This is a genomic window from Allobosea vaviloviae (assembly GCF_001298265.1).
GTDB lineage: Bacteria > Pseudomonadota > Alphaproteobacteria > Rhizobiales > Beijerinckiaceae > Allobosea > Allobosea vaviloviae_B.
Map to the genome: position 1 here is coordinate 64047 of NZ_LGSZ01000095.1, position 26229 is coordinate 90275.

The following is a 26229-nucleotide window of genomic DNA, read 5'->3' on the forward strand; positions in this document are numbered from 1 at the left end:
GCTGGCGTCGCGGCCGGGGCGGACTTGCTGCGAGGGCATCCTTGTCGCGGGAAGGGCGCGCAACAGGGCGGGTACCCGCGAACCGCTGATGTCTTCCCCATCCTGGAATCGACTTTCGCCCGCTTGCATCTCCGGGCTGCAATCGCATCGCGGCGAGGAACCATAGCCCGCCCCCCGGCTTGAATGGGGATGAACCGCCGTCCCTCCCTCGAATTCTGGATCTGGGTTGTCATCGCCGGCATCCTCATAGGCCTCGCAACGCAATGCCTGTTCGGGCCACCCCTCACGAATGCCGAGCCGTCGGGGTCGCCCGTCAGCGAAGAGGCCGGCTGACGGCGGATCGCGGGTCGATGCCGATGTGGAGATTGGCGGCGGCATCACCGAAGACATGGCCTGCCAGGAGGACCGGCAGGCAGGGCGCTTACGCAGAAGGATCGGTCCATGCACAACACGCTTCTCGCAGAGAACGACGGCAAGCGGGTATTCGCGGTGGTTCTGGATGCCGGCGACGAGGCTTTCGCCTGCATCAGCCGCTTCGCCAACGACCATGCCATCTCGGCAGCCTCGATCACCGCCATCGGCGCCTTTCAGACCGCGACTGTCGGCTTCTTCGATATCGAGACGAAAACCTATCTGGACATCCCCGTCGATGAGCAATCCGAGGTTTTGAGCCTAATCGGAGACATCGCGGAGGGCGATGATGGCCGCGCCAGCCTGCATCTCCATGCGGTGCTTGGCCTGCGGGACGGCAGCACCAGAGGCGGACATTTGCTCAAGGCCACGGTGCGGCCGACGCTTGAGGTGATCGTCACCGAAATGCCCGGTCATCTGCGCCGCCGCAAGGTCGAGGCGCTCGGCATCGCCCTGCTCAAGCCGCGCTGAAGAATATGGATTTCGTCTCCGTCATCGGCTTCCTGGCCGCCGCCTGCTCTGTATCGAGCTTCGTACCGCAGGCGTTCAAGATTCTGCGCACGCGCGACACGTCTTCGCTGTCGCCGCAGATGTACGCCCTCACCACGACGGGCTTCCTGCTCTGGACTGCGTATGGTGTGGCGCAGGGGCAATGGCCGCTGATCCTGACCAATGCGGTCTGCTTCGTCTTTGCAGCCTTCATCCTCATCATGACGCTGCTGCCGTCGCGCCAGAAGGCCGCTGTCGCGGACGCCCTCGATCCTCGCGACTGAAAGCACTCGGACCGGCTTACTCGACTGCCCACTGGCAGAGCTTGAAGTCACGCGGCCGCTTGCGCATGTCGAGATGGAGATGATCCTTGTGGGAGCTGTCCGAACCCGGACCCAGCACCGTCGCGAAGCGTGCGCAGGCGCTCTTCTGCAGGGATTCCCGCAGCGCACGCGTTTCCTTGTCGCTGTCGATGAGGCTGACCGTCCGGCCGTCCTTCAGGCGCAGGGCGCTGACATCGAGCGCGTTGCCGGAGGCATGCTCGCTGATCGGCGCGCCCGCCACCCCGTTGCGCGGCCGGCAGGCGTGCCCGCCGACACCGACCAGCCTGGACAGCGTGCCATTTGCGCCGCTCATGATGGCGGGCAGATCGTCGTGCAGCCAGCCGACGACCTCGAGCGCGAAGGAGCAGCGGAGGGTGACCGCACTGTCGAGCTCGACCTTGGAGCCATCGGCCATCGCCACACTGCGGAAGGTGACGGGATCCTCGATCGCGCATGCCCCGCTGCCGCTTTCGGCCGCAGACGGAAGCGCAATGCCGCCCCTGTCTGCGAAGGTCGCGAGACAGGTCGACGGCCCCGTAGGCTGATCGGCTTCGGGAGCGGGCGTCGCCGGGCTGGCAGGCACCGCCACCGGCCCCGGCAGATCGGCAGGACGCCGGGGTGGCAAAGGTGCCACGACGCGCTGACGCACCGACGGCCTGCTGCGGCCGGAAGGATCGCGGCTTTCCGCGATGCCGGATGCGCCGAGCTGAAGGGCGCAGGAGCCCGCCGCGATGAGGCAGGCGTATCGCCATCGCCGGCGATGGCGCATGGCCATCAATCGACGAAACGCACCGGCACGCCGGGCTTGACCAGGTCGGCGAGTTCCTCGGCGTCCCAATTCGTTAGCCGGATGCAGCCATGCGAATTGGTCTTGCTGACCTTGCCGGGCTCGGGCGTGCCGTGGATTCCGAAGGTCGGCTTCGACAGCGCGATCCAGACCGTGCCGACAGGGCCGTTGGGCCCCGGCGGCAGCACGAGCGTCTGCGTGTTCTTGCCCTGCTGGAAATTCTTCTCGGGGTCGTATGTGTAGTTCGGGTTCCGCGCGACACGCTCGATCGTGTACTCGCCCGAGGGCGACGGCATGTCCTCGCTGCCGATGGTCGCCGGGTAGCTCGCCAGCACCGCGTCCTGCGCGCCGAAGACGATGACCATGCCCGTGCTCTTGATCGCGTCGATTCTCAGCGCTGCGCCCGTCTCGGGCGAACGCTGGGCCGACGTCACGAGAAGGCGCGCGCCGGCTTTCGAGAACGCCCGCTCGGGATTGAGGGCGCCCAGCAGCGTCTCGCTCATGTGGAAGCGCTCGCCCAGCATCTCCTCCGGGCTGGTGTAGGACAGCCGCTTCATCCGGGCCTGCTTGGCATAGTCGCGCGGGATGTCGTCGGCGAAGTCGTAGGCCGCGTCCTTATCGGTCAGGGTGTACGCGGCGATCACGTCATTGGCGGCGTCGCCGCCCAGGTTCAGCCAGGCCAGTTCGTCGATCTCGTCGCCATCCGGCAGTTGTGCCAGCCGCCGGAACTGCGCGACCGCCTTGCGGAAATTCTCGCCGTCGACACCGTCGATGACCCCGGGGGAGATGCTGCGGCGGCTGAGCAGGACCTGCGCCTTGACGATGAACGGATCGGGGCCGGGCGCGGCCTGCTTCGTCCTGTCGGCGAAGCTGACGCCATTGACCTCGTCAGCCGTGAGTGCGGTCGCTGGCGACGCCCACGATGCCAGAACCGCCGCCGCGAGGAGCATGAGGCCGGTATAGGGCGGATTGCAGTTCTTGCGGGGATTGCGGTTCGTGAGGGGATTGACGGTCTTCATGCCGGGCTCCAGCGACACCCTGCTGCGGTCGCGGGAGCTATACGGCCGGACCGGGCAGATGTTCCGCGAGGACAGGGTATGCCGTCGAGGAACCGGAGGGGACGCTCGCTGGTTCCTCCCCGAGGAGGGCAGACGCCATGACGAACACTTCGCATCTCACCGACGCAGCCGGGGCTCTCGCCACGCCCCGGCGCCCCGGACAGTCCGGCGAGGAAACCGAGCACCGGGCTGGTCCCAATCCGCGCTCGGCCAATCCAACCGGCCCTCACGCGCCCTACGAACCTGACGATCCGAACGGGCTTGCTGCCGAGAAGCACATCCGCGAGGCTGTCGATAGCAAAGCCGAAGAGCCGACAGCCGGGAAGGAGAGGGGACATGGCATCGCGTTCGTCGATCTCAGTCGCGGCAAGCCGTAGCTGATGCCTCCCCGATCCAGATTGGCGACGAAGCGCGTCATTGCGGCGGCATGGCTGCTCATGCCCGCTTTGCTCGTTGCGTCATCGGCTGGCGCCCAGATGGTCGGCACGCCGGGAAACGCACCGCTCACACCCGGCGGCCCGAGGCAGGGCCTCGGTCCGCCCTCGATCACGGACAATGTGCCTGATCTGCGGCTGCGCTCCGATGGCGGCGGAATCCCCGGGGCGGGGCCGCCTGTCGGCTACGGTGCGCGTCAGCCTGTGTATGGAAGCCCGCAGGCGCGCAGCGAACGCGGCGTTGGAGCCTATGCGACGACGGGCCGTCGCTGCCAGACGCCCGAGCGGGTCTGCCGTCTCGCCAAGGCTGCGCCGCTTGAGGCGGGATGTTCCTGCCGGAGGGCGGGCAGGGGGCGCAGCGACGGTTACGTCGTTCCATAATAGCCGACCGTTGCGGCACGATGCGCAATTGCGAACAAAACCGGAAACTGGTCGAATCCGGCCCATGCTCGCCATCGATTCGCCGGTTCTCGCCACGCCCTATCTCGACACGCTGAATCCGGCGCAGAGGCGAGCCGTCACGCATGGTGTCGGCAGCGAGCGGCCGGCACCCCTCCTGGTGATCGCGGGCGCGGGTTCGGGCAAGACCAATACGCTGGCGCATCGCGTTGCGCATCTGATCGTCACCGGCGCCGATCCGCGTCGCATCCTGCTGATGACATTCTCGCGCCGCGCCGCAGCCGAGATGACGCGGCGCGTCGAGCGCATCGCCCGCAAGGTCATGGGCGAGGGCGCGAGCGTGATGATCGACGCGCTGCGATGGGCCGGCACCTTCCACGGTCTCGGCGCGAGGCTGCTGCGCGACTACGCCGATCAGATCGGCCTCGACCCCGCCTTCACCATCCATGACCGCGAGGACGCGGCCGACCTGATGAATCTCGTCCGGCACGAACTCGGTTTCTCGAAGACGCAGACCCGCTTCCCCGCCAAGGGAACCTGCCTTGCGATCTACTCGCGCTGCGTCAATGCGCAGACGCCGATCGAGACCGTGCTGACCCGGTCCTTTCCCTGGTGCGTCGCCTGGGCGGCGGAATTGCGCGAGCTCTTCGCTGGCTATGTCGAGGCCAAGCAGCGCCAGAACGTGCTCGATTACGACGATCTGCTGCTCTACTGGGCGCAGACCATGTGCGATCCCGATCTCGCCGCCGACATCGGGGCGCGCTTCGATCACGTCCTGATCGACGAGTACCAGGACACCAACCGGCTGCAATCCTCGATCCTGCTCGCGCTGAAGCCCGATGGCCATGGCCTCACCGTCGTCGGCGACGACGCGCAGTCGATCTACGCCTTTCGTGCCGCGACGATCCGCAACATCCTCGACTTTCCCGCAGCCTTCTCGCCGCCGGCCGAGATCATCACGCTCGATCAGAACTACCGCTCGACGCAGGCCATCCTGGGCGCCGCCAACGCGGTTATCGATCTCGCGAGCGAGCGCTTCACCAAGAACCTCTGGACCGACCGCGCAACGGGCGCGTTGCCGCAACTGGTCAATGTCCGCGACGAGGCCGACCAGGCCCGCTTCATCGCCGGCCGCGTTCTGGAGAACCGCGAGGCGGGCGCGACCCTGAAGCAGCAGGCGGTGCTGTTTCGGGCTTCGCATCACAGCGGTCCGCTCGAGATCGAGCTGACCCGGCGCAACATCCCCTTCGTCAAGTTCGGCGGCCTGAAGTTTCTGGACGCCGCCCATGTCAAGGACCTGCTGGCGCTGCTGCGCTTCGTTGAGAACCCGCGCGACAGGGTCGCCGGCTTCAGGCTGATGCAGCTTCTGCCCGGGGTCGGGCCGACATCGGCCCAGCGCGTTCTGGACCATATCGCGGCAGCGACCGATCCGATGGAGGCGCTGACCTCGGCCCCGCCGCCGCCACGGGCCGGCGATGAGTGGACCGCGTTTCTTGGCGCAGTCGAGGAGCTGCGCTCTGGCCGTGCCGGCTGGCCAGCCGAGATCGAGCGGGCGCGGCTCTGGTACGAACCGCATCTGGAGCGCATCCACGAGGATGCCACGACGCGGCAGGCCGACCTCGTCCAGCTCGAACAGATCGCCGGCGGCTATCCCTCGCGCGAGCGCTTCCTGACCGAGCTGACGCTGGATCCGCCCGACGCGACCAGCGATCAGGCCGGCGTGCCGCTGCTCGACGAGGATTACCTGATCCTCTCGACCATCCATTCGGCCAAGGGCCAGGAGTGGAAGTCGGTCTTCGTCATGAACGTCGTCGACGGCTGCATTCCCTCCGATCTCGGCGTCGGCAGCAGCGACGAGATCGAGGAGGAACGCCGCCTGCTCTATGTCGCGATGACGCGCGCCAAGGACGATCTGCACCTGATGGTGCCGCAGCGCTTCTTCACCCACGGCCAGAGCGCGACCGGCGACCGCCATGTCTATGCGGCGCGCACCCGCTTCATTCCCAATGCGCTGCTGGGCCTGTTCGAGCGCACGGCCTGGCCGCTGGCGGCACCGGAGCCGGCGCGATCGGCGAGCCAGGGTCCGAGGATCGACATCCGCGCCCAGATGCGCGGCATGTGGCGTTGAACAAGCCGCCTGAACCACTGATTCGAAGGCGCTCCACCAAGGGCCACCGTGCGCTTCTCTTCGCCTGTTGAAGGCCTGTTGGAACGGTGGGCGGACCTCAGGCCGCGAGCCTGAGCGCGCCTTCGCGGGCGATGCCGGCCTGGTCGAGCGCAGATCTGATCCGCTCGATCTCGGCGTCGCCGATCTTCATCAGTGGCGGACGTACCACGGCCTTGTCGATCCGCCCGAGAAGCACCAGGGCCTCCTTCATCCGGTTGTGCATGTCTAGGAAAGGCGGCGCGTAGAAGGCCTGCGAGAGTGGATAGATGCGGTCGTTCACGGCCTGCGCCGCCTTGAGGTCGCCCGCCTGCACGGCGCGAAACAGCGCGACCTGCAGATCGGCGATGACGCTGCCGGAGCCGGAGAGCAGGCCGTTGCAGCCCAGCGTCAGCGAGGCCATCAGCCAGGAGGAATGGGTCGTCAGCACGTTCACGGGCCGCGGCAGGTTCTGGAAGGTGCGGATATGCTTTTCGTGCAGCATCGCATCGTTCGACCAGTCCTTGATCGCGGCGATGCTGGGAACCTTGTCGAACAGGGCAAGCAGGGTGTCGAAGGCGTAGCCGAGATGGCTCGCCATCGGATACTGGAACGCGATGATCGGCAGATCGGTCGCATCGGCGATGCGGCGGTAATGCGCGATCGCCATGTCCGGCCGCAGATGCCCGCCCATCGCCATGCTGTTGGGCGGGAAGACCAGCAGCGCCGACGCCCCTTCCTTGTCCGCCATCGCAGCGAGACGTGCGGCCTCGATCGAGCCGTCGGTATAGATGCCGTTGATCACCGGAATCCGATCGCCGACCTCGGCCATCGAGGCCGCCAGGATCTGCTGCTGCTCCGGAAAGCTGCAGGCGTGGACTTCCGAAGCGTGCCCGTTGACCGTGACCGCCGAGACGCCGTCGACCAGCGCGCAATCGCGCAGATGCTTGCGCGTCTGACGCTCGTCGATGCTCATATCCTCGTTCAGCGCCAGCAGGGTCGCGGGAATGACCCCGGCGGGGCGGAAATCCTTGAAACGAGGCATGGGCATCTCCTTTCGGGGGTCGCGAACAGGGCGGGGTCGGCACTCAGGCGTTCCGAAGCCCGCCCGCGCAGCTCAGTTGCCGTACATGACCTTCGGCATCCACGTCGCCAGCCCCGGGAAGACGATCAGCAGCGCCAGCACCAGCAATTGGCAGCAGATGAACGGGATCACGCCCCAATACATCTCCTTGAGCTTCATGCTCGGCGGCGCGATCGCCCGTAGATAGAAGATCGAGGGCGCCATAGGCGGGGTGAGGTAGGCCGTCTGCAGCATCACCAGAAGCACGACCGCAAACCAGAGCGGATCGATGCCGAAGCTCTTCACCAGCGGGATCGCGATCGGGACGATGATCAGGATGATCGAGATCGAGTCGATCAGGAAGCCGAGGATGAAGGCGACGAACAGGATCACCGCCATCACCGACCAGGGCGACAGGCCGAAAGCATCGAGCACTGCCTTGGTCGCGGTCATGCCGCCTGATGCGAAGAACACGCCGGAGAACATGCCGCCGGCCAGGATGATCGCCAGGATCATCGCCGTCAGCGACACGGTCTGCAGCGCAGCCTGGAACAGCAGACCCCAGCTCATCCGCCGGTAGATGATCGCCAGGATCAGCACGCCGAGCGAGCCGCAGGCGGCGGCCTCCGTTGGTGTCGCCAGTCCCATGAACAGGGTGCCGAGCACGGTGAAGATCAGGAAGGCCGGCGGGATCAGGGCGCTCAGCGTGAAACTGATCTTCTCGCCGAAGCTGCGCGGATCGGGCTCGGTCTCCGGCGGCGCCAGCGAGGGTTTGATGGCGCAGACGATCAGGATGTACAGGATGAACAGGCTCGACATCAGCAAGCCGGGGAGCAGGATGCCGGCGAGCAGATCGCCGATCGACATCGCTGCGATCGGTGCCAGCACGACAACCGGAACCGAAGGCGGGATGATCGTACCGAGCGAGCCGCCGCCGCAGATCGTCCCTGCGATCAGCGAGTTGTTGTAGTTGCGCTTGAGCATGGCGGGGATGGCGAGCATGCCGACCAGCGTCTCGGTGGCGCCGACGACGCCGCTGGCGGCCGCGAAGATCGTGCACATCAGAAGCGCCGCCACCGCGAGCCCGCCCGGCATGCGCCGCGTCCACATGTAGAGCGCGTCGAACAGCTTCTCCGCGATGCCGGCGCGCTCGAGGATCGAGCCCATGAAGATGAAGAGCGGGATCGCGCCGAGCACGTAATTGGTCGAGAGGTCGTCGACGCGCTGGGCGAACTGGTGGACGAGCGTGCCGCCGAAGCGCAGCAGCCCGAAGCCGAGCGCCGCCAGCATCATCGAGAAGGCGACGGGGAAGCCGAGGAAGATCAGGCCCAGCAGGGCCGGGAACATCCAAAGGACGGTCTGCGAGGTCATCGGGCCGGCCCTTCAGTCTCGCGGCCAAACAGGACCAGCAGGTTCTCGATCGCCTTGCCCAGGCATTGCAACGCGAACAGCCCGAAGCCCAGCGCATAGATGAAGCGATAGGGCCAGATCGGGGGGTTCCAGGCCGAAAGGCCGGAGCCTTCCCCCGTGCGATAGACGCCGGCGAAGTTGCTGATCAGCACATTCGTCAGCCAGAACAGCATCCCGGCCATCAGGATGTAGCCGATGCCGTCGATGACGGCGACGCCGCGCCGGGGCAGCGCCTGATGGATGAAGTCGACATTGACGTGCTGACCCTCCCGAAGCGCGTAGGAAAGGCCGAGCAGGAAGATCGTGCCCATCATCATATAGCTGAGTTCGAAGGCCCAGGCGGTCGGCGCGGAGAAGGCGTAGCGGCTGACCACTTCGAAAACCATGGCGAGGACGAGCGGGAGAACGACGAGTGCCCCCAGCCGGCCCGACCATAACGACAGCAGGCCGATGAATCTGACGATGGGCATGAAGAACCTCGGATGGGGACGGCGCAGTCCGGCGTCGGCTTGCACCGACGCCGGACTGCGGGAGATCAGCGGCTGCCGGTCGCGAAGCGGAATTCGGCCATCGGCTTCACGCTCGCCATGAAGGCCTTCTGGTTCTCGTAGACTTTCTTGAACCAGGGGTTCGTCGCCGATTGCTTCTCGGCCCATTCGCCCGAGACCTTGACGACGGCGGCGGTCAGGCTCGGATCGACCTGGACGACTTCGAGGCCCGGCGTCGCCTTGATGATCTTGTAGGCGTCGAGGTCGCTCTTGGCGTAGCCGAGATAGGTGTCGAGCACGGTCAGGCGGCCGGCGAGTTCGAGCAACTGCTTGTCCTTGTCGCCGATCTTGGCCCAGGTCGCGTTGTTGAAGATGCAGTCATGCGCGCCGGAGGGAGCGTGCAGGCCCGGCATGATGATGTATTTGGCGACCTTGTGGAAACCTTCCGAGAGGTTGCTGCCGGGACCGCCCCATTCGATCGCGTCGACGACCTTGCGCTCCAGCGCGCTGAACACCTCCGAGCCCGGCAGGACGACGGTCGAGGCGCCCAGCATCGGCGCGATCTCGGCCCAGGAGGACGAGGTGCGCAGCTTGAGGCCCTTCATGTCCTCGACGGTGCGGATCGGCTTGTGGGAGTGCATGAAGAACTCGGTTTCGAGCACGCCGCAGGGGAAGGCGACGACGTCGAACTTCTCCTTGCGCCACTGCTTCCACAGATCGGCGCCGCCGCCGTTGTAGAGCCACATCATCATCTCTTCCGGGTTCGGCCCCGCCGACCAGCCGGAGAAGATTGCGCCCGTGCGGTCGACCGCCCAGTCATAGCCCGGCCAGGAATGGCCCATATCGGCCACGCCCTTCTGCACGGTCTCGGTGACCTTGAGCGCCGGGCCGAGCGCGCCCGCCGGGAAGACGTTGATCTTGATGCGCCCCTCGGTCATTTTCTCGGCGTTCTCGGCGTATTTTTTGGCGCCGATGTCGAGCCAATGCCCACCCGCCCATGGCGTCGCCATGTTCAGTTCGAGCTTGTTCTGGGCGAGCGCGCCCTGCGCCGTGAGCGCAAGGCCGCCCACGAAGGCGGCGGTCGCGATCAGGCTCTTGAGTGTGGTCATGGCTATTCCCCTTCCCTCTGTTGTGATCTGTGGGAGACGTTTCGTTGGATCTGCGCCGTCTGGCGTCGCATGACGTCTGGTCGGGCGGAGCCGCGAGAGCGACAGTGCGGCCGAAAACCGGTACGTTCTGGAGACCAGGTCCGAAGAGGGCTGCGACGTGGCGGCGCGTTGGCTGCCGGAATGAAGCGCGCACGCAGGAACGCGGCGGCGCCCCCAAGCAAGTGTGCAGTCTCCATGCCAAATCCCCCATTCGCGACTTTGGCGCCCATCGCCTCGGCCATCATGTGTCAGACTTCGGCGCTGCCAAGGTCGATATGGCCGCTATAGACCCGTTTCCTGCTCATATATCGACGCCCGCCTTCCGATGTTTCAGAATCGCAGCTCGCCCTACGCAAGGATCACGCCAAGCCAGAACTGCGCGTATATCGATCAATTTCATTGATTGACGCAGGGAAATGTCAGCATCCTGCAACGGGCGTCTTCATATATCAATGGCGATTTTGGCGCTTGGGATGGATCGGGCGGCTGCTGTGAGCCCGGCTTTTTCGGGCGTCTGATGAGGCCGCGCGGCAGCGACGATGTGCGGACCTGGCTTGATGTCGTCAGCCGGTCGTCGGCGAGAGACGCCGGAGACCATTCAGAACGGCTCGGTCCCGGGAGAGGCCAATCCTCCCGCTGAGGACGGGCCTCGCCGAGCTAGCCTCGAAGCGCGTCCTCATAGAAGGCCCGGTAGTTCAAGGCGACCTGCTGCCAGGAGTAGGGCGCCAAGGCTTCGATGTCAGGCTTCAAGGCCCCGCGCGAGGCTTCCAGGCTTGAGAACGCCTCGGTAACCACGCTGGCCGCTTCCGAGGGGGCGGCGAAATCGGCGAGACGGATCACGGGATAGGCGCCCGCCAGGGCGGTGAAAGCGGCATTGGGCTGGACGATGGGGATCAGCCCCGCGCTCATAGCCTCGATCAGCGAGAGGCCGAATCCCTCGAAATCCGAGGCCGATACGAAGAGCGAGGCGCGTCCAAGCACATCCCGGGCGCCTGCATCGTCAAGGCCGATATGGATGTCGATTTGGCGGGCCAGGCCGGCCCGGGCGACGGCATCGCGCAGCGCAGCTTCGGACCAGTCGGATTCGACGCCGATCATGTCGAGATGCCAGTCGGCGCCCGAGCGCAGCAGTTCGCTCATGGTCGCGATCAGGTTCTCCGGCCGCTTGTTCTTGGAGAAGCGGCCGATGCTGACGAGCCGCCGAACCGGTTCAGGGCTGGACGCGCCGCGGAATTTGCCGAGATCGACGCCGTTCTCGATGACGCGGACCTTGCCGGGCGCCACCGCCTCGAACATCCGCGCATCATTGGCACTGCAGCCCGCGATCCCGCGATAGGCCAGCGACGACAGCCGCGTCGGGCCTCTCATCCAGATCGCCTTCAGGCCCGAAAAGTCGCGCGTGTGGAAGAAGCCGCCATGCGTCGTCGCGACCAGCGGCTTGCGATGAAGCACCCAGCCCAGCGCGAGCGCGTCGAAAAAGAAGTCGATGGCATGGACATGGACGATGTCGGCATCGGACAGATGCGCGAAGACCGACGGCGCCAAGGGATAGCGCGATGTACCGCGATAGGGAATCCGCCGGACGGGGATGCCGTCGATCAGCTCTTCCCGCTCCAGCAGCCGGCCCGGATCGGAAAACAGCCGGTCGAGCGTCACGACCGATGGCCTGAACCCCATCCGCAGCTGCGCTCTGCAAAGGTTGGCGACGACATCCTCCAGCCCGCCGCGATTGGGCAGAAACTGCCGGACCACATGGACGATCCGCAGTCCTTTACGGACGCTGGTCAGCGGCGCGGTCACGAACGTCCGGTCCGGCCACAGCTGGTGTTCTTGCCGGCCTTGGTCTTCAGTTGCTCGATGAGCGCCTTCATCTGCGGGCGCTCTCCCGCCGCCGTCGGCTCGAGGTTGAAGACGTAGTCGGGCGGCCACCATGGCCCGGCGCCCCAGGCGGCCCAGCCGATCCATTGCTGCGGACGCGAATCCAGGCGGGCCGTCATCTCCTTGAAGACCTTGACGCATTCGGGCCGGTCGGAGGCGGCGAATTCGCCGAGGAAGCCTTGTCGGCCATGGGTCTTCAGCCAGGCGGTGACGTCGTCGATGGCCTTGAGCGCGCCCTGCGCTGCCGAGCACTCCGGCTGGCGGCCGGAATAGTCGGCATCGAGATATTGGTGGAAGTCGTAGGCGAAGCGCTTCAACGGGTCGTCGATTGCCAGAAGGTCGCGGCCGTTGTTGCCGACCGGCAGATCCGCAGTCCAGCTATGGGCGCCACCATAGGCCGTGCCCGTGACCAGGAGCATCTGCTTGGCTCCCGCCTTCCGGATCGCGGCGATGGCGACGTTCTGGATCTTCGCCCATTCGGCGCTGTGGATGTCGTAAGGCTCGTTCATGATCGAGAAGACCACGTTCGCCCGGTCGCGATAATGCATCGCCAGCCGACGCCAGACATCGCCCAATGTCGAGGCCGCTAGCGCCGGGGAACCGAGTTCCTTGCCGGCATAATAGCCGAAATTGTGCAGGTCCAGGATCGCGACGAGGCCGGCGGCCTTGGCCGTTTCGATGCTCTGGTCGAGGCGGGCGAGCTCGGCCGCATCGAGTTCCCCGCCGAGCTTGGGCTGGATGCGCTCCCAGCGGAACGGCAGCCGGAACGACGTCATGCCGAGCCCGGCGAGCCGGTGGATCGCCGCCTCGGCCGGATAGGTGTAATCGGTATTCGCGCGTCCCGGCACCGTGCCGAATTCGGCGCCCGAGAGATTGACACCGCGCAGGCAGATCTCTGCTGCCGTCGCCGGCACGGCGGTTGCCAACAGGCCCGCGACCGTCAGCAGCAGGCCCGCGCTGCGCCGTCTCGTCGCGATCGTCATGGCCTCACCGTCTCAAGCAGTCTGTCCCGCAACCGAAGCGCCGCACCCAGATGGGTGAAGTTGTGGTCGGCACGCGGAATGGTCGAGAATGACAGGTTGGGATAGGCCGCGATGCCGTCCCCGGTCTTGCCGAAATAGGTGTGGAACTCGGCCATGCCGACATCGCCCTCGGCATAGATCAGCGCAACGTCGACCTTGCGGGCCGCCAGGATGCCGAAGCGCCGGTGGCACTCGCGCCGCAGCCGGCCATGCTTGGTCAGGCGGCCCAGCCAGGGCGCGAGCCGGATCGACATCTGCTTCATGAGGCGGAACAGCAGATAGCGACCGGCCGGGCCGATCCGCAGCTGTCCCGTCAGCAGCCGGCGCAGGCCGCCCTTGCGCTTCAGGGTCGCGCCGAAATCACCGACGCTGCGATGGGCGTACCGGATCGCATCCTCGACGCTTTCGTCGGGGTCCCAGACGAAGCGCTCGTTGTTGACCATCACGAGCTGCCGGACCCGCTTGTCGGCGACGGTGGCGTTGAAGGCGGCATAGGCGCCGCTGCAGCGCCCGATCAGGATCGGGTCCCGGTAGCCGCGCGTTTCCAAGAGATCGAGGGCGAGGCTGACATCGGCGATCTGTTCGTCGGAATAGAGCATCTCCTCGGGGCCGTTCGCATCGGCCTGGCTGTCGCCGATGCCGCTGGTGTCGAAGCGCAGCGACGCGATGCCCTGCGCCGCGAAGGCGCGAGCCTGCGCGACGGTCACGCGGGCCCAGCCGATATGGTAGTCGCGGCCGGCATTGACGAACACGATCGACGAGCGGGACGGGCGCTCGGCCGGCTCGCAGACGATACCGAAGAGGCGTCCGCCCGGTCCGAACCGCACGGGGCTCTCGACGAAGCCCGGCCCGAATAGCTTCGCGGGCTGTGCCTCATAGGGCCGAGCGGCCGCGAGGGCATGAATGCCCTGTTCCGGCTCCCGCGCACGCAGCGCGACCCAGTCGACGATGGCTGCGATCGTCGGCAAAGGCGGCCTGGCAGCGGTCGGATCGGTCGTCAGCATCTCGTAGCCCTCATAGGGCAGGCTCGTCACTGCGGCGCCGTGTTCGCTCAGATGCGTTGCCAGCGCCGCATCGCCGGCATGGCCGGGGCGCGACAGCAAAAGGGCTTCGTCGCAGGGTCGGCTGTCGAGGTCGAGCAGGCCGAGCTTTCCGATGGCGGCGAGGCGGGCCGGCGGAGGCGAAGGCCCGCCACGGCACAGCCGGTCTCGTCGTCGGGATCCATGCCGATGCCGATGCGGTCGGCCACGAGGCGCGTCCAGACGGAGAGTTCGCGCAGATAGCGCTTGCCGTTGACGACCGGCGCCATGACGACGCAGCCGGAGACCGGAGCCAGGCAATCCGCCAGACGCAATGCGAGCGTTCCGCCGAGGCCCTGTCCCAGCAGGATCAGGCGTGAGCAGCCGCTGGCCTGCCGGAGCAGATCGGCGGCGGCGCGCACGGTCTCGGTCCAGTCGTCGAGCCCTGTCGGCTCGGCGACATCGAGCGCATCGCCGAGGCCGGGATAGTCGAAGCGCAGGCAGGCGATGCCGGCAAGCGACAGCGCCTCGGCCAGTGCCCGCCAGGTGCTGCGCAGGCAGAGCTCTTCATAGCCGACGGGCCCCAGCATCAGAACGGCGGCCGACGCGTTTCCCGGGTAGAGCATGCCGACGGTGCCCGAGAAGGCGACGGGCGTTCCCTGGTTCGAGGCCATGGCCATCGGCCTCGCCGGCGCTGCCGCAAGGTCTGGCGCGCCCTGCGGTTGCGCCATGACCGGTATCCGTTCGGCTAACGCTGCACCCATGTCCTTGCTCCGCATCGGCATCGTCAATGAACCGCCGTTTTCGCCGCGGCGTCGGCAGGATCACCGCCAGGGCCCGACCGCATCGGCTCGATCTTCGTCGGGCGTTGGAAGACGAAGGGCTTGAAAAACGCCGTCGCCATGTTGTCGATCCCATATTTCCGCTTGATCCAGTGCCAGGCGGCGAGATTGGAGGCCAACGTCATGAACAGCCCGGCGATCGCGATGCCCATCAGCCCGCCGATCTGGGCCAGGCCGTACAGCAGCCCCAGGTAGAAGACGAAGATCACCGCGCGCGCGATCAGGAAGAAGCGCTCGCCGCCGCCGATCATCAACAGCCAGGAGCCTGGCCCGAAAAAGGCCTGCGAGACCGACAGTACGCACAAGGCGGTCAGGACATCGGCATGCTGCGCGAAATCCGCATTGAAGATCGACAAAACGAAGGGCGCGATCATCGCCAGGACGAGCGCGCCCAGAAGCGAAATGCAGAAGCTGGCAAAGGACAGCCGGCCGATCAGGAGCTGTGCCCCTTCATTGTCGGACTTCTGGAAGCGGGCGGCGATCATGGGGATGCCGACGGTGTCGATCGCCGCGACCGGCAAGGTCAGCAGCATCGCGATCCGCAGGGCGACGAAATAGAAGCCGGCCTTGTCCAACCCCAGCACCGCGCCGATCAGGATGGTTTCGAGATAGGCCGACGATGAGTTCAGGATGTTGTTGGCGATGAAATACAGGCTTTCCCGGCGCCAGATTCCGCGCGTCTCGGCGGGCACATCGTCGTGGCGGGCCAGCCAGCCCCAGCCTTCGCCGCGTGTGAACGCGACGGCCTGATAGAGCGTCGTGGCCCCCAGCAGCACGGTGACGATGGCCATGACGACCTCGCCATCGGCGCGATAGCCGATCAGGCCCGCCGCGGCGATGCACAGGATCGACGCCCCGCGCCAGACGATCTCGCGGGGCACGAGCGACAGGTTGATCCGCCCGTGAATGCGAAAATAGTTTTGCAGGTACTCGCTCACGGCGAAGACCGCCGCAAAGGCCAACGCCACCCACAGATGCCGATAGGGCTCCGGCAGCCTGTCGGCGAGGATGAAGAACAGGACGGCCGCGACGATCAGCAGCCCGCAGCCGAGCGCAAGCCAGCGCGCATTGACGGAGATCAGCGCCTGATTGAGCCGATGGCCGGCATCCTCGTTGCGCTGATAGCGTTTCACCACGAGGATCTGCTGACCCAGAACCGCGATCAGGCCCAGCGCGCTGCCGATCGAAAACAGGAAGACATAGAGGCCGTATTCCTGGGTCGACAGGAAATGGCTCGCCGTCAGCAGGACGAAGAAGCTCAGGAACGTGCTGCTGAAGCGCGACGAGAAGGCGGACACGAACCGCCTGGCCTCTGTCCGCCTGGACAATCCCAGCAGGGCCTTCACGGCGTCGCGCCCTGTATCTGCGGCACGCGTCCCCGCTGCGCGCCGCTCAGCAAGGCGGCGAAGACGGCCTCATAGGACGCCGCGATCCGCTCGGGCGCGTAGCGCCGTGCCGCCTCCAGCGCCCCTGCGGACAGATGGGCGATGCGCTCCGGGTTTTGGGCCAGTTCCGTGATCTGCTGGGCCAGGGCGCCGTCGTCTCCGGGCGGAAACAGGGCGCCGTTGATGCCGGGCTCGATCGTCTCGGGGATCCCGCCCGACCGCGCCCCGATCACCGGAACGCCATGGACGAACGCTTCGATCACGACCCGGCCGAAGGGTTCCCGGAAGACGGAGGGCACCGCGAGCACGTCGATCTGGGGAAAGAAGGCCTCGGGCTGAACCCAGCCGAGGAAACGCGTGTTCTCGCTCGGGAACCGCTCCGGCAGCGCGGCGGCATATTCGCTTTTCCCGCTTCCGGCGATCAGGAACGTGACCGGCTGCCCTTTCAGGCGATGGGCGGCTGCAGCCAGCGTGTCGAGCCCCTTGATCGCATCATGGACACCGACGAAGCCCAGTCGCAGCGGCTGACCGTCGCGCGGCCCCCCGCGCGGCACGGCTGAACCGTGCGGAGCGATCGCGCCGGGAATGCGATGTGACGTGGCATGAGTGAAATAGCCCTCGTCGAGATGCCGCGCGATGATGAAATCGGTCTCGCCGACCACGGCATCGACGAAGCGCGACGTCAGCTTCTTGCCATAGGAGGTCGCCCTGCAGGATCCGCACGCGCGGGCGCAATTGTCGCCGTTGCGCCACATGCTGCCCTTCCAGCACAGCAGAAAGGTGCTTCGCAGGATGTGGCAGACGGGCACGCCCTCGCTTCTGGCCGCGGCCCAGGTCGCCACATTGATGTTTTCGATCGAGTCGGTCAGCACGATGTCGGGCCGGACTCGCCTGATCTCCCGGCGCATGGCGAAGAAGGCGCGGGGATTGAAATTCTCCAGCGCGTGCCAGACGAGCTTCTTCCAGGCAGGGCGTGGCAGGCGGTAGTTCCAGTCGATATTGAGCGAACGCAGCCTGTGGACCGGCACGCCGTCGAAGATCTCGTGCTTGTCCTCATCGGCGACATTGACGACCTCGACATCGTGGCCTGCCGCCTGCAGCAGCTTCGCCACGATCATCGCCGAGATCGGGCCACCGCCGTCGATGAACGGAGGGAATGCCGCGCAGGCCATCAGAATCCGCATGCCGCCCCCCATTGCCGGGAGGGTTCGATCGCAACCTCGGGGGCGCACGAGGCGGCTCGCTCCGCCCGGACACGGCTGAAGGGCCAATCCTTGCCGAAAGAAAGGGTCATGATGCCTGAAGCTGCCGCAGTGCCGTCACGTCGGATTCCGCGCGGTGTCTTGGTCAAGGTGAAGCGGGTCGGCAATGCTGCGGCTCCACCCAGGACGCGTCTCCGGGACGGCGGCGTTGGTCACTGTCGTGTTTGGGACGATTTCTCTAAATATCTATTTATCACCAAGGCCGATGACAATAAACATCCAGGCTATCTCCGCATCAATCGTGGTTAAATCCGATTTTAGACAATTATCTACAGATCATTAAAATTTGAGCTATCTACTTAGGACAATCTTAACCACGGATGCTCAGCATGCCCTCTGGATTTTAGCCCTTCCGGATGTCTGCCCTCGGGCCGGCAATCGGCCGGGGGGCGTCAGGCCGCGTTTCGGGAGGCTTCAGGTGGTTGCTGCGTTGGAGGCCGGAGGACGACGCGACGCGCCATCGCCGACCTCGGCATTCAGCTTGCCGGAGCTCCTGGGACTGCTGAAGCGCAGGCGCCTGATGGTGGCGGCCAGTGCCGGTCTCACGCTGCTGCTTGCTCTCGCCTATCTCGCCGTCCAGACGCCTGTCTATCGGGCAACAGCCGAATTGCTGGTCGATCCGCAGGCCCTGCAGATCGTCGGCAGGGATATCGTGCGCTCTGACAGCTCGGCTTCGATCGACTTCGCCAATGTCGACAGCCAGTCTCTGGTGATGACGTCGTCGGGCGTGCTGCGTCAGGTGATCAGCGATCTTGACCTCGAGCAGGATGCTGCCTTCACGCCTCAACCGGGGTTTCTCGCGCGCCATTTCGGCAAGCTCTTGCTGCCGACCCCGCAACAGCGTGCTGCGCAGACGATGGATGCACTGCGGCGCGTGATCGTCATCCAGCGCGTCGAGAACTCGCTCGTCTTCCGCATCATCGTGTCGCATCCCGATGCCGAGAAGTCAGCCGATATCGCGAACTCCCTCGCCAGGGCTTATTTCCGCCAGGGCAATGACGGGCGCCGCGGCGCGGTCGAGCGCGCCAACGAGTCCTTGATCAGCCAGATTGCCGGACTGCGCACGCAGCTCAACGATGCCGAAGCGGCGATCCAGGCCTTCCGGATCAAGAACAACCTCGTCAGCACCGGTCAGACCGGCCTCGTCGTGACGCAGCAGCTGCGCGATCTCTACACGCAGATCGGCCAGGCCAACGCCGAACTCGCCCGCCAGACGGCGCGGCGCGACGGCATCGCCAACCTTCGGGACACTGAGCTGCTGTCCGACATCATGCCCGAGGCCCTGACCTCGACCAGCATCGTCTCGCTGCGCACGCAATACGCCCAAAGCGCGCGCGAGGCGGCGAGCATGGCGCAAACGCTGATGCCGCAGCACCCCCGACTGATCGAGATTCGGGCGGAGCTGGCCGAGACGCGCAAGCTGCTCGCCGCGGAGCTCGGACGCGTGCGCTCCTCAGTGCAGCAGGCCTATCGCCAGGCGGAGTCCAACCTCGCCAACCTGCAAAAGCGCGCCGGCGAGTTGACGCGCTCGCAGGAAAACAGCGGCGTCGCCGAGATCCGGCTCCGCCAGCTCGAGAGCGAGGCCGAGGCGATCCGGGCCGTCTACAATGCCTCGCTGACGCGTGCCCGCGAGCTCGACCAGCAAAAGAAGATCGAGACGAGCAACTCCCGCCTGCTGTCGGAAGCCGTTCCGCCCGCGGTCGCATCCAAGCCGCCTGCGATCATCGTCCTGGCCGCCGCGTTGCTGTTTGGCGCCTGCGCCGGATTGGGCATCGCCTATCTGCTGGAGTTGCTGCCCCCACGGGTCGGCCGACTGCTGCCGCAGAGCGCATTGACGGCCAAGCAGGCCGCAGACATCCTCGGTGTCGCCAGCGTGGCGCGACTGCCCAAGGCCACGGCTGGACGACAGGCCGCGCTCGCCCCGGTCGCGAAGCTGCTCCAGGAGCAGTTCGGGCGACATCTTCCGGCCTCCATCCTGATCGCTGGCCCGCTCGACGCCGCGGCGCAGGCCGATATCGCGCAGCATCTCGCCCAGGCTCTGGCGGACATCGGCGAAAGCGTACTGATCTATCGCGAAAGCGCAGGGCGCAACGACGTCAACATCCGGCGCTTCGATACCGCCAACGGCGCGTCGGGAGCCGCATCGCGGCGCAGCAACTTCGTGCTCGTCTTGCGGTCCGGTGCGCTCGACAGCCGGCGCGCGGTCTCGCCCGACGCGGTCGTTCTGGCTGCGGATATCTCGGGGATGCGTGCGCCCGACATCATCAAGGCGGCAGCCGACGTCGATCCGACGGGCGAACTCGTCGTCGCGCTCGTGACCCCGGGCGAAGATGAGCGCCTGTTCAAAAGGTGGCCAAGGGCCGCCGCGTGATGGCCGTCGGGCACGATGTCGGGGACATCCATGGCTCGCAACCGCCAGCGCCGCTGACGCTCGCGCTGCTGGTCGGCGCGCTGACCTTCAACACCGCGCTGTGCTTCCTCAACACGAATGTCATGGGCGTCAACGACACCATGGTCATGGGCTCCGAGGTCGTGCTCGTGGCCACGGCGCTCTATCTCGGCCTCGGCCGGAGCGCGGCGCCCTATGTCGTGCTGGCCATCTTCATGTCCTACGCCGCCATGCTGATGGCGATGCGCCCCTTGCTCGATCCCAAGGCGGTGCGCGACTTCCTGATCCCCATCGCCTTCTACCTGCTCGGGCGGAGCTGCCGAGATCCGCGGCTCGCCGATCGTGCGGCGCTGATCTGTGGCCTGATCGTCGTGGTCTTCGGGCTGTTCGAGTTCCTGGCGCTCGACGTCTACGTGAAATATTTCAACATCATCAAATACTACGTCGCACGTGGTACCGTGGCGCCGTCCGACGTCAAGGCCGATACCGGGGCTCTCTTCGCGTCCGGAATCCGGCCCGATGCGCGTACGCTGCTGCCGTTTCTGGGGCCGCACCGCGCATCCTCGGTCTTCCTGGAGCCGATCTCGACCGGAAATTTCGGGGCCATCATCTACATCTGGTGCCTGAATCGGAAGGAGATGCGCAAGCGCTGGCTGACCATGGCCACGGGCATCGGCGCGATCATCCTCAGCGACTCCCGCTTCGGCGCCAATGTCTGCGTCGTCGCGACCGCCGCCTGGTTCGTGGCGCCGCGCACGCCGCGCTTCGTCTGGCTGGCAGCGCCCTTCTTCGTGCTGGCGGGACTGGCGATCTACGGCTTCACCAGCGCCGAGGTGAAGTGGGAGAACAATTTCGGCGGTCGCCTGCTCTGGACGGCGCGTCTGGTGACCTCGCTGTCGCCGGCTGCGGTCTGGGGCCTGTCGCCGGACAAGCCGTTCCTGTCGGATTCGGGCTACGCCTATACGCTCAACCAGATCGGCCTCGTTGGCGCGCTCGGCTTCTGGAGCCTCTTCATCTTCACGCCGGAGCGCTCCCCCCGGGCCTGGCGCTTCAAGGTCTGCGTCGCCACCTATATCTGCCTGCTGATGCTGGTCAGCGATTCCGTCTATTCGATCAAGACCGCGGCGCTGCTCTGGTTCCTGACGGGCACGAGCGATGCTGCGCCCGATACGGCAGAAACCAGCCTCGCTGCCGAGCCTGTGCGGGCACGCTCCGCTTATTTGGCGGCTGGAACGGTCTGAACCGGCGGCAGCGTAGCCGCTGCAGCGGGTTCTTCGCCCGTATGGATCCGGGCCGTCAGCGAGAACTTGCGGCGCAGGCGCAGGATGGGCTTCTCGATGGCATGCCAGGAGAAGATCGCCATCGCGCTGGCGGCCGCGATCGAGAGCGCGAAGAAGGCCGGCCGGTTGTCGATCCAGGGCATGAGTTGGATCATCGCCTGCTGCAGCGGATATCCGTAGAGATAGATGCCGTAGGAATAGTCGCCGCGCGACAGCGGCTTGAAGACGAGCTTGGGCGACAACCCGGCATAGACGACGGCATAGGCGAAGATCGGCGCCGTGGCGAAGCTAAAGATGGGATTGGCGTTCCAGTCCGGCGAGCCGAAGGCGGCGATCGCGACATAGGCCGCGATGCAGGCCACGGCATATCCGAAGCGGTAGGGAATGCGCTCGCGGTACTGGTAGAGCACGATGCCGGCGAGGAAGAGCGGCACCAGCCGCGCCGCGCCGCGCGTCACGAACAGATAGGTCAGCGCGTCGTGATAGGGCAGCACGATGCCCAGCTTGCCGACGATGAAGATGCTCATCGACACGCCAAACAGCGCCAGCGTCGCGAGCAGGACGAGAAAGCGCCGCCGGAACAGCCCGGTGAACATCGCCCCGACCAGCAGGACATAGCAGGCGATCTCGTGCGGCACCGTCCAGAGCGAGCCGTTGACGATCCGCGGATTGGGATTGTCGAGAAAGACGCCCGGCAGCTCGTAATGGATGCTGCCGAGGATGTTCAGGAAATAGCGCGCGAAAAGCGGGTCGGACACATACTGGCCGAGGGTATAGACCGTCAGCAGCGGGCCCAGGACAAGTGCCGACAGGATGATCTCGACGGCCAATGCCGGCAGGATGCGCAAGCCGCGATTGACGACGAACTGCCCGATCGACAGCCGCTCGGCGCTGCCTGCGACCAGAAACCCGCTCAGGGCAAAGAACATCGGCAGAGGCGCGAAATCGAAAGCCCATTGGGCGAGCGGCAGGTAGGGGCCGACCGGGGCCAGCGCAGCCTCCGGGCTCTCGACACGCAGCAATGAGGTGTGGATGTAGAGCACCGAGAGCGCCAGCCCGATGCGCACGGCATCGAAGCCTGGGCCGACACCCTTGTGGTCCGCAAGACGCGATCCGAACGTCACCATGCCTCGCAACTCCTCGCCGGCAGGCGGCGCGACATCTGCGCCGGAAGAGCCGATATAGCAGTGCAAAGCCTTCAAGGGGCGGACGGAAGGCGCTGAGTCAGACGAAAACTAAAGTTATCGTAAACAGGCCATCGCCAATTTTGCGCACCGGGATCGTTTCGAGCCCATTTACCAAACGTCGCTGTCGTAATGATCTCCTCGAGATTCGACGATGTTTGCAACCCGCCATTAAATCTTTAGCGGTACACCGGTTTCACAAGAAAAGACCGCGTCGAACACGATCAATCCGACTTCACGAGAAATGGGCATCGAGCCGCATGGCGGGCGCATTGCGCGCTGCCCAGTGTTTGCTCGAAAGCTGCATCCTTCGCCGAGGTCGCCAGCAGATGGAATGGCAGCACCCACCATGAAGAGCAGGATCAGGGACATTCTCAAGACGACGGCCCGGCTTCCGGTCGATGTCGCCGCTCTCGCAGACGACGCCGACCTCTACAATGCTGGCCTGACCTCGTTCGGCACGGTCGAGCTGATGATGGCGCTGGAAGAAGCCTTCGAGGTCGAATTCCCAGACAAGATGATGAACCGCCGCAATTTTGCGTCCGTCGCGGCGATCGAGAACGCCATCCTGAGCATCCAGAGCGAGCACGTCTGATGGCGTCGGCCGCCAGTCGTCCGGCCAGCGGACCGCAGTCGAACCCGTCGATCGAAAGCAGGCAGCGCCCTGTTCTGGTCGATCTCGGCGCGCGGGCAGAAGCCGAAAAAGCCATGATCGCCAAGGCCCGTGCCGTCGCGAGGATCGCGGCCGAGCATGCTGCCGACGTCGATGCGAAAGCCCGCTTTCCCCAGGAGGCCTTCGAAGCGCTGCGCGCTCAACGGCTTCTCGGCATCATGATCCCCGCCGCTCACGGCGGCGAACAGGCGAGCCTGGCCACCATCGCCGAAATCGGGTCGATCCTGGCGCAGGGCTGCTCCTCGACCGGCATGATCTACGCGATGCACCAGATCAAGGTCTCGAGCCTCGTCGTCCATTGCGGCGCGGATCCCTGGCATGGGACCTTCATGGCGCGGATTGCGGCCGAGCAGCTCCTGCTCGCCTCCGCCACGACCGAAGGCGGCGGCGTCGGCGGCGACCTGCGCAGCAGCGTCTGCGGCGTGATGCGCGACGGTGACGACTTCACCCTCGAAAAGGAAGGCTGCCTGATCTCCTATGGCGCGCAGGCCGATGCCATCCTGATCACGGCTCGCCGCACGCCCGAAGCACCGCCCTCCGACCAGGTCATGGCGGTCCTGACCCGCGACCAGTACCGGCTCGAGCGCAGCGCCGTCTGGGATACGATGGGCATGCGCGGCACCTGCTCCGACAACTTCACCTTTGCCGGCCGCGCACCGGCGCAGCAGATCATTCCCCCCCCCTTCGCCGAGATCGCGGCGCAGTCCATGCTCGCCCATGCCCATCTGCTCTGGGCCGGCGTCTGGTACGGGATTGCGGCCGAGGCCGTCGCCCGTGCCGAGAGTTTCGTGCGTGTCGAGGCGCGCAAGCGCCCTGGCACGACGCCGCCCAGCGCCCTGCGCCTGGCCGAATTGCTCGCCCGCCTGCAGCAGTTCAAGGCACTGGTCGTCGCCGGTCTCGATCGTTACGAGCGCGCACGCAGCGATGCCGACGAACTCTCCTCGATGGGCTTCGTCGTGGCGATGAACAGCATCAAGATCGCCGCCTCGCAGAGCGTCGGCGAAATCGTCAGCCAGGCCTTCCTGATCTGCGGCATCCAAGGCTATCGCAACGACAGCCCGTCGAGCCTGGCCCGCCTCATGCGCGACGCGCTTTCGGCGCCGATCATGATCAACAACGACCGAATCCTCGGCAACACCTCCAATCTGCTGGCCGTGTACAAGCACGACTCCAGCCTGTCTCGGTGATCTGAATGTGCCAGAATTGCGAACGGCAGCAGGGTTTCCTTGCTGAACTCATCGACAGCGGCCTGCTGATCGACACCGGCGTCGACGGTCTCTATGGCCGCAGCGGCCTGTTCGAGGAGGTCGTCGCGCGCTTCGATGACCTGATCACCCGCTATGGCGGCCAGGACGGGGCCGAGGTCGCGCGCTTTCCGCCCGCGATGAACCGCAAGCATTTCGAGAAGAGCGGCTATCTCAAGAGCTTCCCGCAGCTCGCCGGCACCGTCCACGCCTTCGAGGGCGACGAGAAGGCCCATGCCGAACTGCTCCACAACGTCACCGACGGCGTGGACTGGACGGCCGGTCAGAAATCGACCGACATCGTGCTCACCCCGGCGGCCTGCTACGTGCTCTACCCCGTCGTCGCCAAGCGCGGCCCGGTCGGCAAGGACGGCGCGCTGTTCGACCTGCAATCGTACTGCTTCAGGCATGAGCCCTCCAAGGACCCGGCCCGCATGCAGCTCTTCCGGATGCGCGAATATGTGCGCTTCGGCACGCCAGACCAGGTCACCGAATTCCGTGCGACCTGGCTGGAGCGAGGCCAGGAGATGATGGCCTCGCTGGGCATGCCGCTGCATGTCGATGTCGCCAATGATCCGTTCTTCGGCCGCGCGGGGCGCATGCTCGCCAACAACCAGCGCGATCAGCGCCTGAAATTCGAACTTCTCATCCCGATCGAAAGCGTCGAGAATCCGACCGCCTGCCTGTCCTTCAACTACCACCAGGACCATTTCGGCACGACCTGGGGCATCAAGACGGAAGACGGCGAAACCGCCCATACCGCCTGCGTCGGCTTCGGCATGGAGCGGGTCGCGCTGGCGCTGTTCAAGCATCATGGCTTCGACGTCGAGGCCTGGCCGGCGGCTGTGCGCGCCGTCCTCTGGCCGTAAGCACCATGACCGCCCACGCCATGATCGAGCGCCCGGTCGCTCTGCTTGGCCCGGAGCCGCTTTTAACCGGCGATCCGCTGGCCTATCGCCGGCATGCGATGCATTCCGGCGACCGGCACTGGCCGCAGACGAATTGCTACGCTGATCTCTGGATCGAAATCCTGCACGCCTTGGGCACCGAGCCCGCGGCCGCCTTCGGCTTCACGGTCGCGCAGGATTTCGAGGGCGACCAGTTCACCTTCTTCAAGCCGCCGCTCGACGATCTCGAAGCGCTCTACGGCCTGCGCGTCACGGAGCTCGCGCTTTACGACGACCTGATCGGCCATCTTGAGCAACAGATCGCCCGGCGTCGGCTCGTGCTGATCGAGCTCGATTCCTTCTACATGGCGGACACGCAGGGCGTCTCCTATCGCGCCAGCCACGGCAAGACCACGATCGCGGTCAACCGCCTCGACCGCGAAGGCCGCGAACTCGACTACTTCCACAATGACGGTCTCCACCGCGCCGCGGGCGAGGATTTCGACGGGCTCATGCGGCTCCTGCCGGGCCAGATGCGCGCGGACACGCTGTTTCCCTATGCCGAGATGGTGCGCCTGCCCGCCGATCTGCCTGGCGACGCGCAACTGCGGGAGACCGCGCTCGCGCTTCTGGCACGCCATGTGCTGCGGCAGCCGCAGGCCAACCCTGTCTCCGCCTTTCGCGCGGTCGCCACCGCGCAGGCGCAGGCTCTCGCCGAGCGGCCGGGCGAGGTCTTCCATCTCTACGCGTTCAACACGCTGCGCCAGCTCGGCGCCAATTTCGAGCTGCTCGCGAGCCATCTCGCATGGCTGGGTGCCACGCTGGACGGGCTGGACGAAGCGCGAGAGGCAGCGCTGCGGATCGCCGAAGGCGCGAAGGTCGCCCAGTTCCATCTGGCGCGGGCGATGAAGCAGAAGCGCTTCGACCGCTTCGACGCGACCCTGGCGTCCCTCGCCGCGGAGCATGACGTCGTCAGCGAGGCGCTCGCCCGCCGTTTCGCGGCCTGAACGC

23 protein-coding genes are annotated in these 26229 nt (G+C 66.0%); 10 read left to right on the forward strand and 13 right to left on the reverse strand.

Features of this window, described 5'->3' with window-relative positions; genetic code table 11:
- Window positions 1–441: 441 nt before the first annotated feature.
- Together AE618_RS26260 and AE618_RS26265 are read left to right on the forward strand one after the other, a co-directional pair.
- Window positions 442–882, forward strand: a complete 441-nt coding sequence (locus AE618_RS26260) for a PPC domain-containing DNA-binding protein (RefSeq protein ID WP_054212010.1) — start codon at window positions 442–444, stop codon at window positions 880–882.
- A 5-nt stretch (window positions 883–887) separates the two neighbouring features.
- Window positions 888–1184 (forward strand): SemiSWEET family sugar transporter, encoded by a 297-nt coding sequence (locus AE618_RS26265; protein ID WP_054212011.1) that lies wholly within the window; start codon window positions 888–890, stop codon window positions 1182–1184.
- 16 nt (window positions 1185–1200) lie between these two features.
- Here AE618_RS26265 and AE618_RS26270 read toward each other — a convergent pair whose 3' ends face one another.
- Together AE618_RS26270 and AE618_RS26275 are read right to left on the reverse strand one after the other, a co-directional pair.
- Window positions 1201–1992 (reverse strand): extensin-like domain-containing protein, encoded by a 792-nt coding sequence (locus AE618_RS26270; protein WP_197280893.1) that lies wholly within the window; start codon window positions 1990–1992, stop codon window positions 1201–1203.
- Between the two features lie 5 nt (window positions 1993–1997).
- Window positions 1998–3029, reverse strand: a complete 1032-nt coding sequence (locus AE618_RS26275) for a L,D-transpeptidase (RefSeq protein ID WP_156330502.1) — start codon at window positions 3027–3029, stop codon at window positions 1998–2000.
- A 137-nt stretch (window positions 3030–3166) separates the two neighbouring features.
- Here AE618_RS26275 and AE618_RS26280 point away from each other — a divergent pair, with 137 nt between their 5' ends.
- A complete protein-coding gene (locus AE618_RS26280; protein ID WP_054212013.1) occupies window positions 3167–3445 on the forward strand; it encodes a hypothetical protein in 279 nt (92 codons plus the stop codon).
- A gap of 502 nt (window positions 3446–3947) precedes the next feature.
- Entirely contained in the window at window positions 3948–6029 is a 2082-nt protein-coding gene (locus AE618_RS26290) for an ATP-dependent helicase (RefSeq protein WP_054212015.1), read from the forward strand.
- Window positions 6030–6126: 97 nt separating this feature from the next.
- On the opposite strand, the gene AE618_RS26295 is transcribed toward AE618_RS26290, so the two are convergent.
- From AE618_RS26295 to AE618_RS26340, 10 genes are all read right to left on the reverse strand, one after another.
- Window positions 6127–7089, reverse strand: coding sequence for a dihydrodipicolinate synthase family protein (locus AE618_RS26295; RefSeq protein ID WP_054212016.1), 963 nt, complete (start codon window positions 7087–7089; stop codon window positions 6127–6129).
- A 72-nt stretch (window positions 7090–7161) separates the two neighbouring features.
- Entirely contained in the window at window positions 7162–8478 is a 1317-nt protein-coding gene (locus AE618_RS26300) for a TRAP transporter large permease (protein ID WP_054212017.1), read from the reverse strand.
- A complete protein-coding gene (locus AE618_RS26305) occupies window positions 8475–8987 on the reverse strand; it encodes a TRAP transporter small permease subunit (protein ID WP_054212018.1) in 513 nt (170 codons plus the stop codon). The genes AE618_RS26300 and AE618_RS26305 overlap by 4 nt, the downstream gene beginning before the upstream one ends.
- Window positions 8988–9052: 65 nt before the next feature.
- Window positions 9053–10114 carry a TRAP transporter substrate-binding protein DctP gene (gene dctP, locus AE618_RS26310; protein ID WP_054212019.1) on the reverse strand — a complete coding sequence of 354 codons (1062 nt, stop codon included), beginning with the start codon at window positions 10112–10114 and terminating at the stop codon, window positions 9053–9055.
- A gap of 696 nt (window positions 10115–10810) precedes the next feature.
- Entirely contained in the window at window positions 10811–11953 is a 1143-nt protein-coding gene (locus AE618_RS26315) for a glycosyltransferase family 4 protein (RefSeq protein WP_054212020.1), read from the reverse strand.
- Window positions 11950–13014 (reverse strand): glycoside hydrolase family 5 protein, encoded by a 1065-nt coding sequence (locus AE618_RS28975; protein WP_054212021.1) that lies wholly within the window; start codon window positions 13012–13014, stop codon window positions 11950–11952. Before AE618_RS28975 ends, AE618_RS26315 begins: the two co-directional genes overlap by 4 nt.
- A complete protein-coding gene (locus AE618_RS26325; protein WP_054212022.1) occupies window positions 13011–14156 on the reverse strand; it encodes a hypothetical protein in 1146 nt (381 codons plus the stop codon). Before AE618_RS26325 ends, AE618_RS28975 begins: the two co-directional genes overlap by 4 nt.
- Window positions 14105–14803, reverse strand: a complete 699-nt coding sequence (locus tag AE618_RS26330; protein ID WP_054212023.1) for an alpha/beta fold hydrolase — start codon at window positions 14801–14803, stop codon at window positions 14105–14107. Before AE618_RS26330 ends, AE618_RS26325 begins: the two co-directional genes overlap by 52 nt.
- Window positions 14804–14859: 56 nt before the next feature.
- Window positions 14860–16212, reverse strand: coding sequence for a lipopolysaccharide biosynthesis protein (locus AE618_RS26335; RefSeq protein WP_054212024.1), 1353 nt, complete (start codon window positions 16210–16212; stop codon window positions 14860–14862).
- A 44-nt stretch (window positions 16213–16256) separates the two neighbouring features.
- Window positions 16257–17483 (reverse strand): glycosyltransferase, encoded by a 1227-nt coding sequence (locus AE618_RS26340; RefSeq protein ID WP_054212127.1) that lies wholly within the window; start codon window positions 17481–17483, stop codon window positions 16257–16259.
- A 559-nt stretch (window positions 17484–18042) separates the two neighbouring features.
- Between AE618_RS26340 and AE618_RS26345 the strand changes: the two genes are divergently transcribed.
- Together AE618_RS26345 and AE618_RS26350 are read left to right on the forward strand one after the other, a co-directional pair.
- On the forward strand, window positions 18043–19932 hold the full coding sequence (locus tag AE618_RS26345) for a GumC family protein (protein ID WP_156330503.1): 1890 nt from the start codon (window positions 18043–18045) through the stop codon (window positions 19930–19932).
- On the forward strand, window positions 19932–21191 hold the full coding sequence (locus tag AE618_RS26350) for a UDP-phosphate alpha N-acetylglucosaminyltransferase (RefSeq protein WP_156330504.1): 1260 nt from the start codon (window positions 19932–19934) through the stop codon (window positions 21189–21191). The genes AE618_RS26345 and AE618_RS26350 overlap by 1 nt, the downstream gene beginning before the upstream one ends.
- Here AE618_RS26350 and AE618_RS26355 read toward each other — a convergent pair.
- Window positions 21167–22357: an acyltransferase family protein gene (locus AE618_RS26355; protein ID WP_156330505.1), complete on the reverse strand. Its 1191-nt coding sequence runs from the start codon at window positions 22355–22357 to the stop codon at window positions 21167–21169. The genes AE618_RS26350 and AE618_RS26355 overlap by 25 nt on opposite strands.
- A 406-nt stretch (window positions 22358–22763) precedes the next feature.
- On the opposite strand from AE618_RS26355, the gene AE618_RS26360 reads away from it, so the two are divergent.
- Genes AE618_RS26360 through AE618_RS26375 form a run of 4 tightly spaced genes read left to right on the forward strand, consistent with a single transcriptional unit; the run spans window position 22764 to window position 26225 of the window.
- A complete protein-coding gene (locus AE618_RS26360; RefSeq protein WP_054212128.1) occupies window positions 22764–23009 on the forward strand; it encodes an acyl carrier protein in 246 nt (81 codons plus the stop codon).
- On the forward strand, window positions 23009–24274 hold the full coding sequence (locus tag AE618_RS26365; protein WP_349236454.1) for an acyl-CoA dehydrogenase family protein: 1266 nt from the start codon (window positions 23009–23011) through the stop codon (window positions 24272–24274). Before AE618_RS26360 ends, AE618_RS26365 begins: the two co-directional genes overlap by 1 nt.
- 5 nt (window positions 24275–24279) lie before the next feature.
- Window positions 24280–25200, forward strand: a complete 921-nt coding sequence (locus tag AE618_RS26370) for an amino acid--[acyl-carrier-protein] ligase (protein WP_054212028.1) — start codon at window positions 24280–24282, stop codon at window positions 25198–25200.
- A gap of 20 nt (window positions 25201–25220) precedes the next feature.
- A complete protein-coding gene (locus AE618_RS26375; protein ID WP_054212029.1) occupies window positions 25221–26225 on the forward strand; it encodes a DUF1839 family protein in 1005 nt (334 codons plus the stop codon).
- Window positions 26226–26229 lie beyond the last annotated feature (4 nt).

Bases quoted from the DNA above. Each gene is read 5' to 3' on its own strand.
- AE618_RS26260 (WP_054212010.1), top strand. From the start codon at position 442: ATGCACAACACGCTTCTCGCAGAGAACGACGGCAAGCGGGTATTCGCG.
- AE618_RS26265 (WP_054212011.1), top strand. From the start codon at position 888: ATGGATTTCGTCTCCGTCATCGGCTTCCTGGCCGCCGCCTGCTCTGTA.
- AE618_RS26270 (WP_197280893.1), bottom strand. From the start codon at position 1,992: ATGCGCCATCGCCGGCGATGGCGATACGCCTGCCTCATCGCGGCGGGC.
- AE618_RS26275 (WP_156330502.1), bottom strand. From the start codon at position 3,029: ATGAAGACCGTCAATCCCCTCACGAACCGCAATCCCCGCAAGAACTGC.
- AE618_RS26280 (WP_054212013.1), top strand. From the start codon at position 3,167: ATGACGAACACTTCGCATCTCACCGACGCAGCCGGGGCTCTCGCCACG.
- AE618_RS26290 (WP_054212015.1), top strand. From the start codon at position 3,948: ATGCTCGCCATCGATTCGCCGGTTCTCGCCACGCCCTATCTCGACACG.
- AE618_RS26295 (WP_054212016.1), bottom strand. From the start codon at position 7,089: ATGCCTCGTTTCAAGGATTTCCGCCCCGCCGGGGTCATTCCCGCGACC.
- AE618_RS26300 (WP_054212017.1), bottom strand. From the start codon at position 8,478: ATGACCTCGCAGACCGTCCTTTGGATGTTCCCGGCCCTGCTGGGCCTG.
- AE618_RS26305 (WP_054212018.1), bottom strand. From the start codon at position 8,987: ATGCCCATCGTCAGATTCATCGGCCTGCTGTCGTTATGGTCGGGCCGG.
- dctP (WP_054212019.1), bottom strand. From the start codon at position 10,114: ATGACCACACTCAAGAGCCTGATCGCGACCGCCGCCTTCGTGGGCGGC.
- AE618_RS28975 (WP_054212021.1), bottom strand. From the start codon at position 13,014: ATGACGATCGCGACGAGACGGCGCAGCGCGGGCCTGCTGCTGACGGTC.
- AE618_RS26330 (WP_054212023.1), bottom strand. From the start codon at position 14,803: ATGGCGCAACCGCAGGGCGCGCCAGACCTTGCGGCAGCGCCGGCGAGG.
- AE618_RS26340 (WP_054212127.1), bottom strand. From the start codon at position 17,483: ATGCGGATTCTGATGGCCTGCGCGGCATTCCCTCCGTTCATCGACGGC.
- AE618_RS26350 (WP_156330504.1), top strand. From the start codon at position 19,932: ATGGCCGTCGGGCACGATGTCGGGGACATCCATGGCTCGCAACCGCCA.
- AE618_RS26355 (WP_156330505.1), bottom strand. From the start codon at position 22,357: ATGGTGACGTTCGGATCGCGTCTTGCGGACCACAAGGGTGTCGGCCCA.
- AE618_RS26360 (WP_054212128.1), top strand. From the start codon at position 22,764: ATGAAGAGCAGGATCAGGGACATTCTCAAGACGACGGCCCGGCTTCCG.
- AE618_RS26365 (WP_349236454.1), top strand. From the start codon at position 23,009: ATGGCGTCGGCCGCCAGTCGTCCGGCCAGCGGACCGCAGTCGAACCCG.
- AE618_RS26370 (WP_054212028.1), top strand. From the start codon at position 24,280: ATGTGCCAGAATTGCGAACGGCAGCAGGGTTTCCTTGCTGAACTCATC.
- AE618_RS26375 (WP_054212029.1), top strand. From the start codon at position 25,221: ATGATCGAGCGCCCGGTCGCTCTGCTTGGCCCGGAGCCGCTTTTAACC.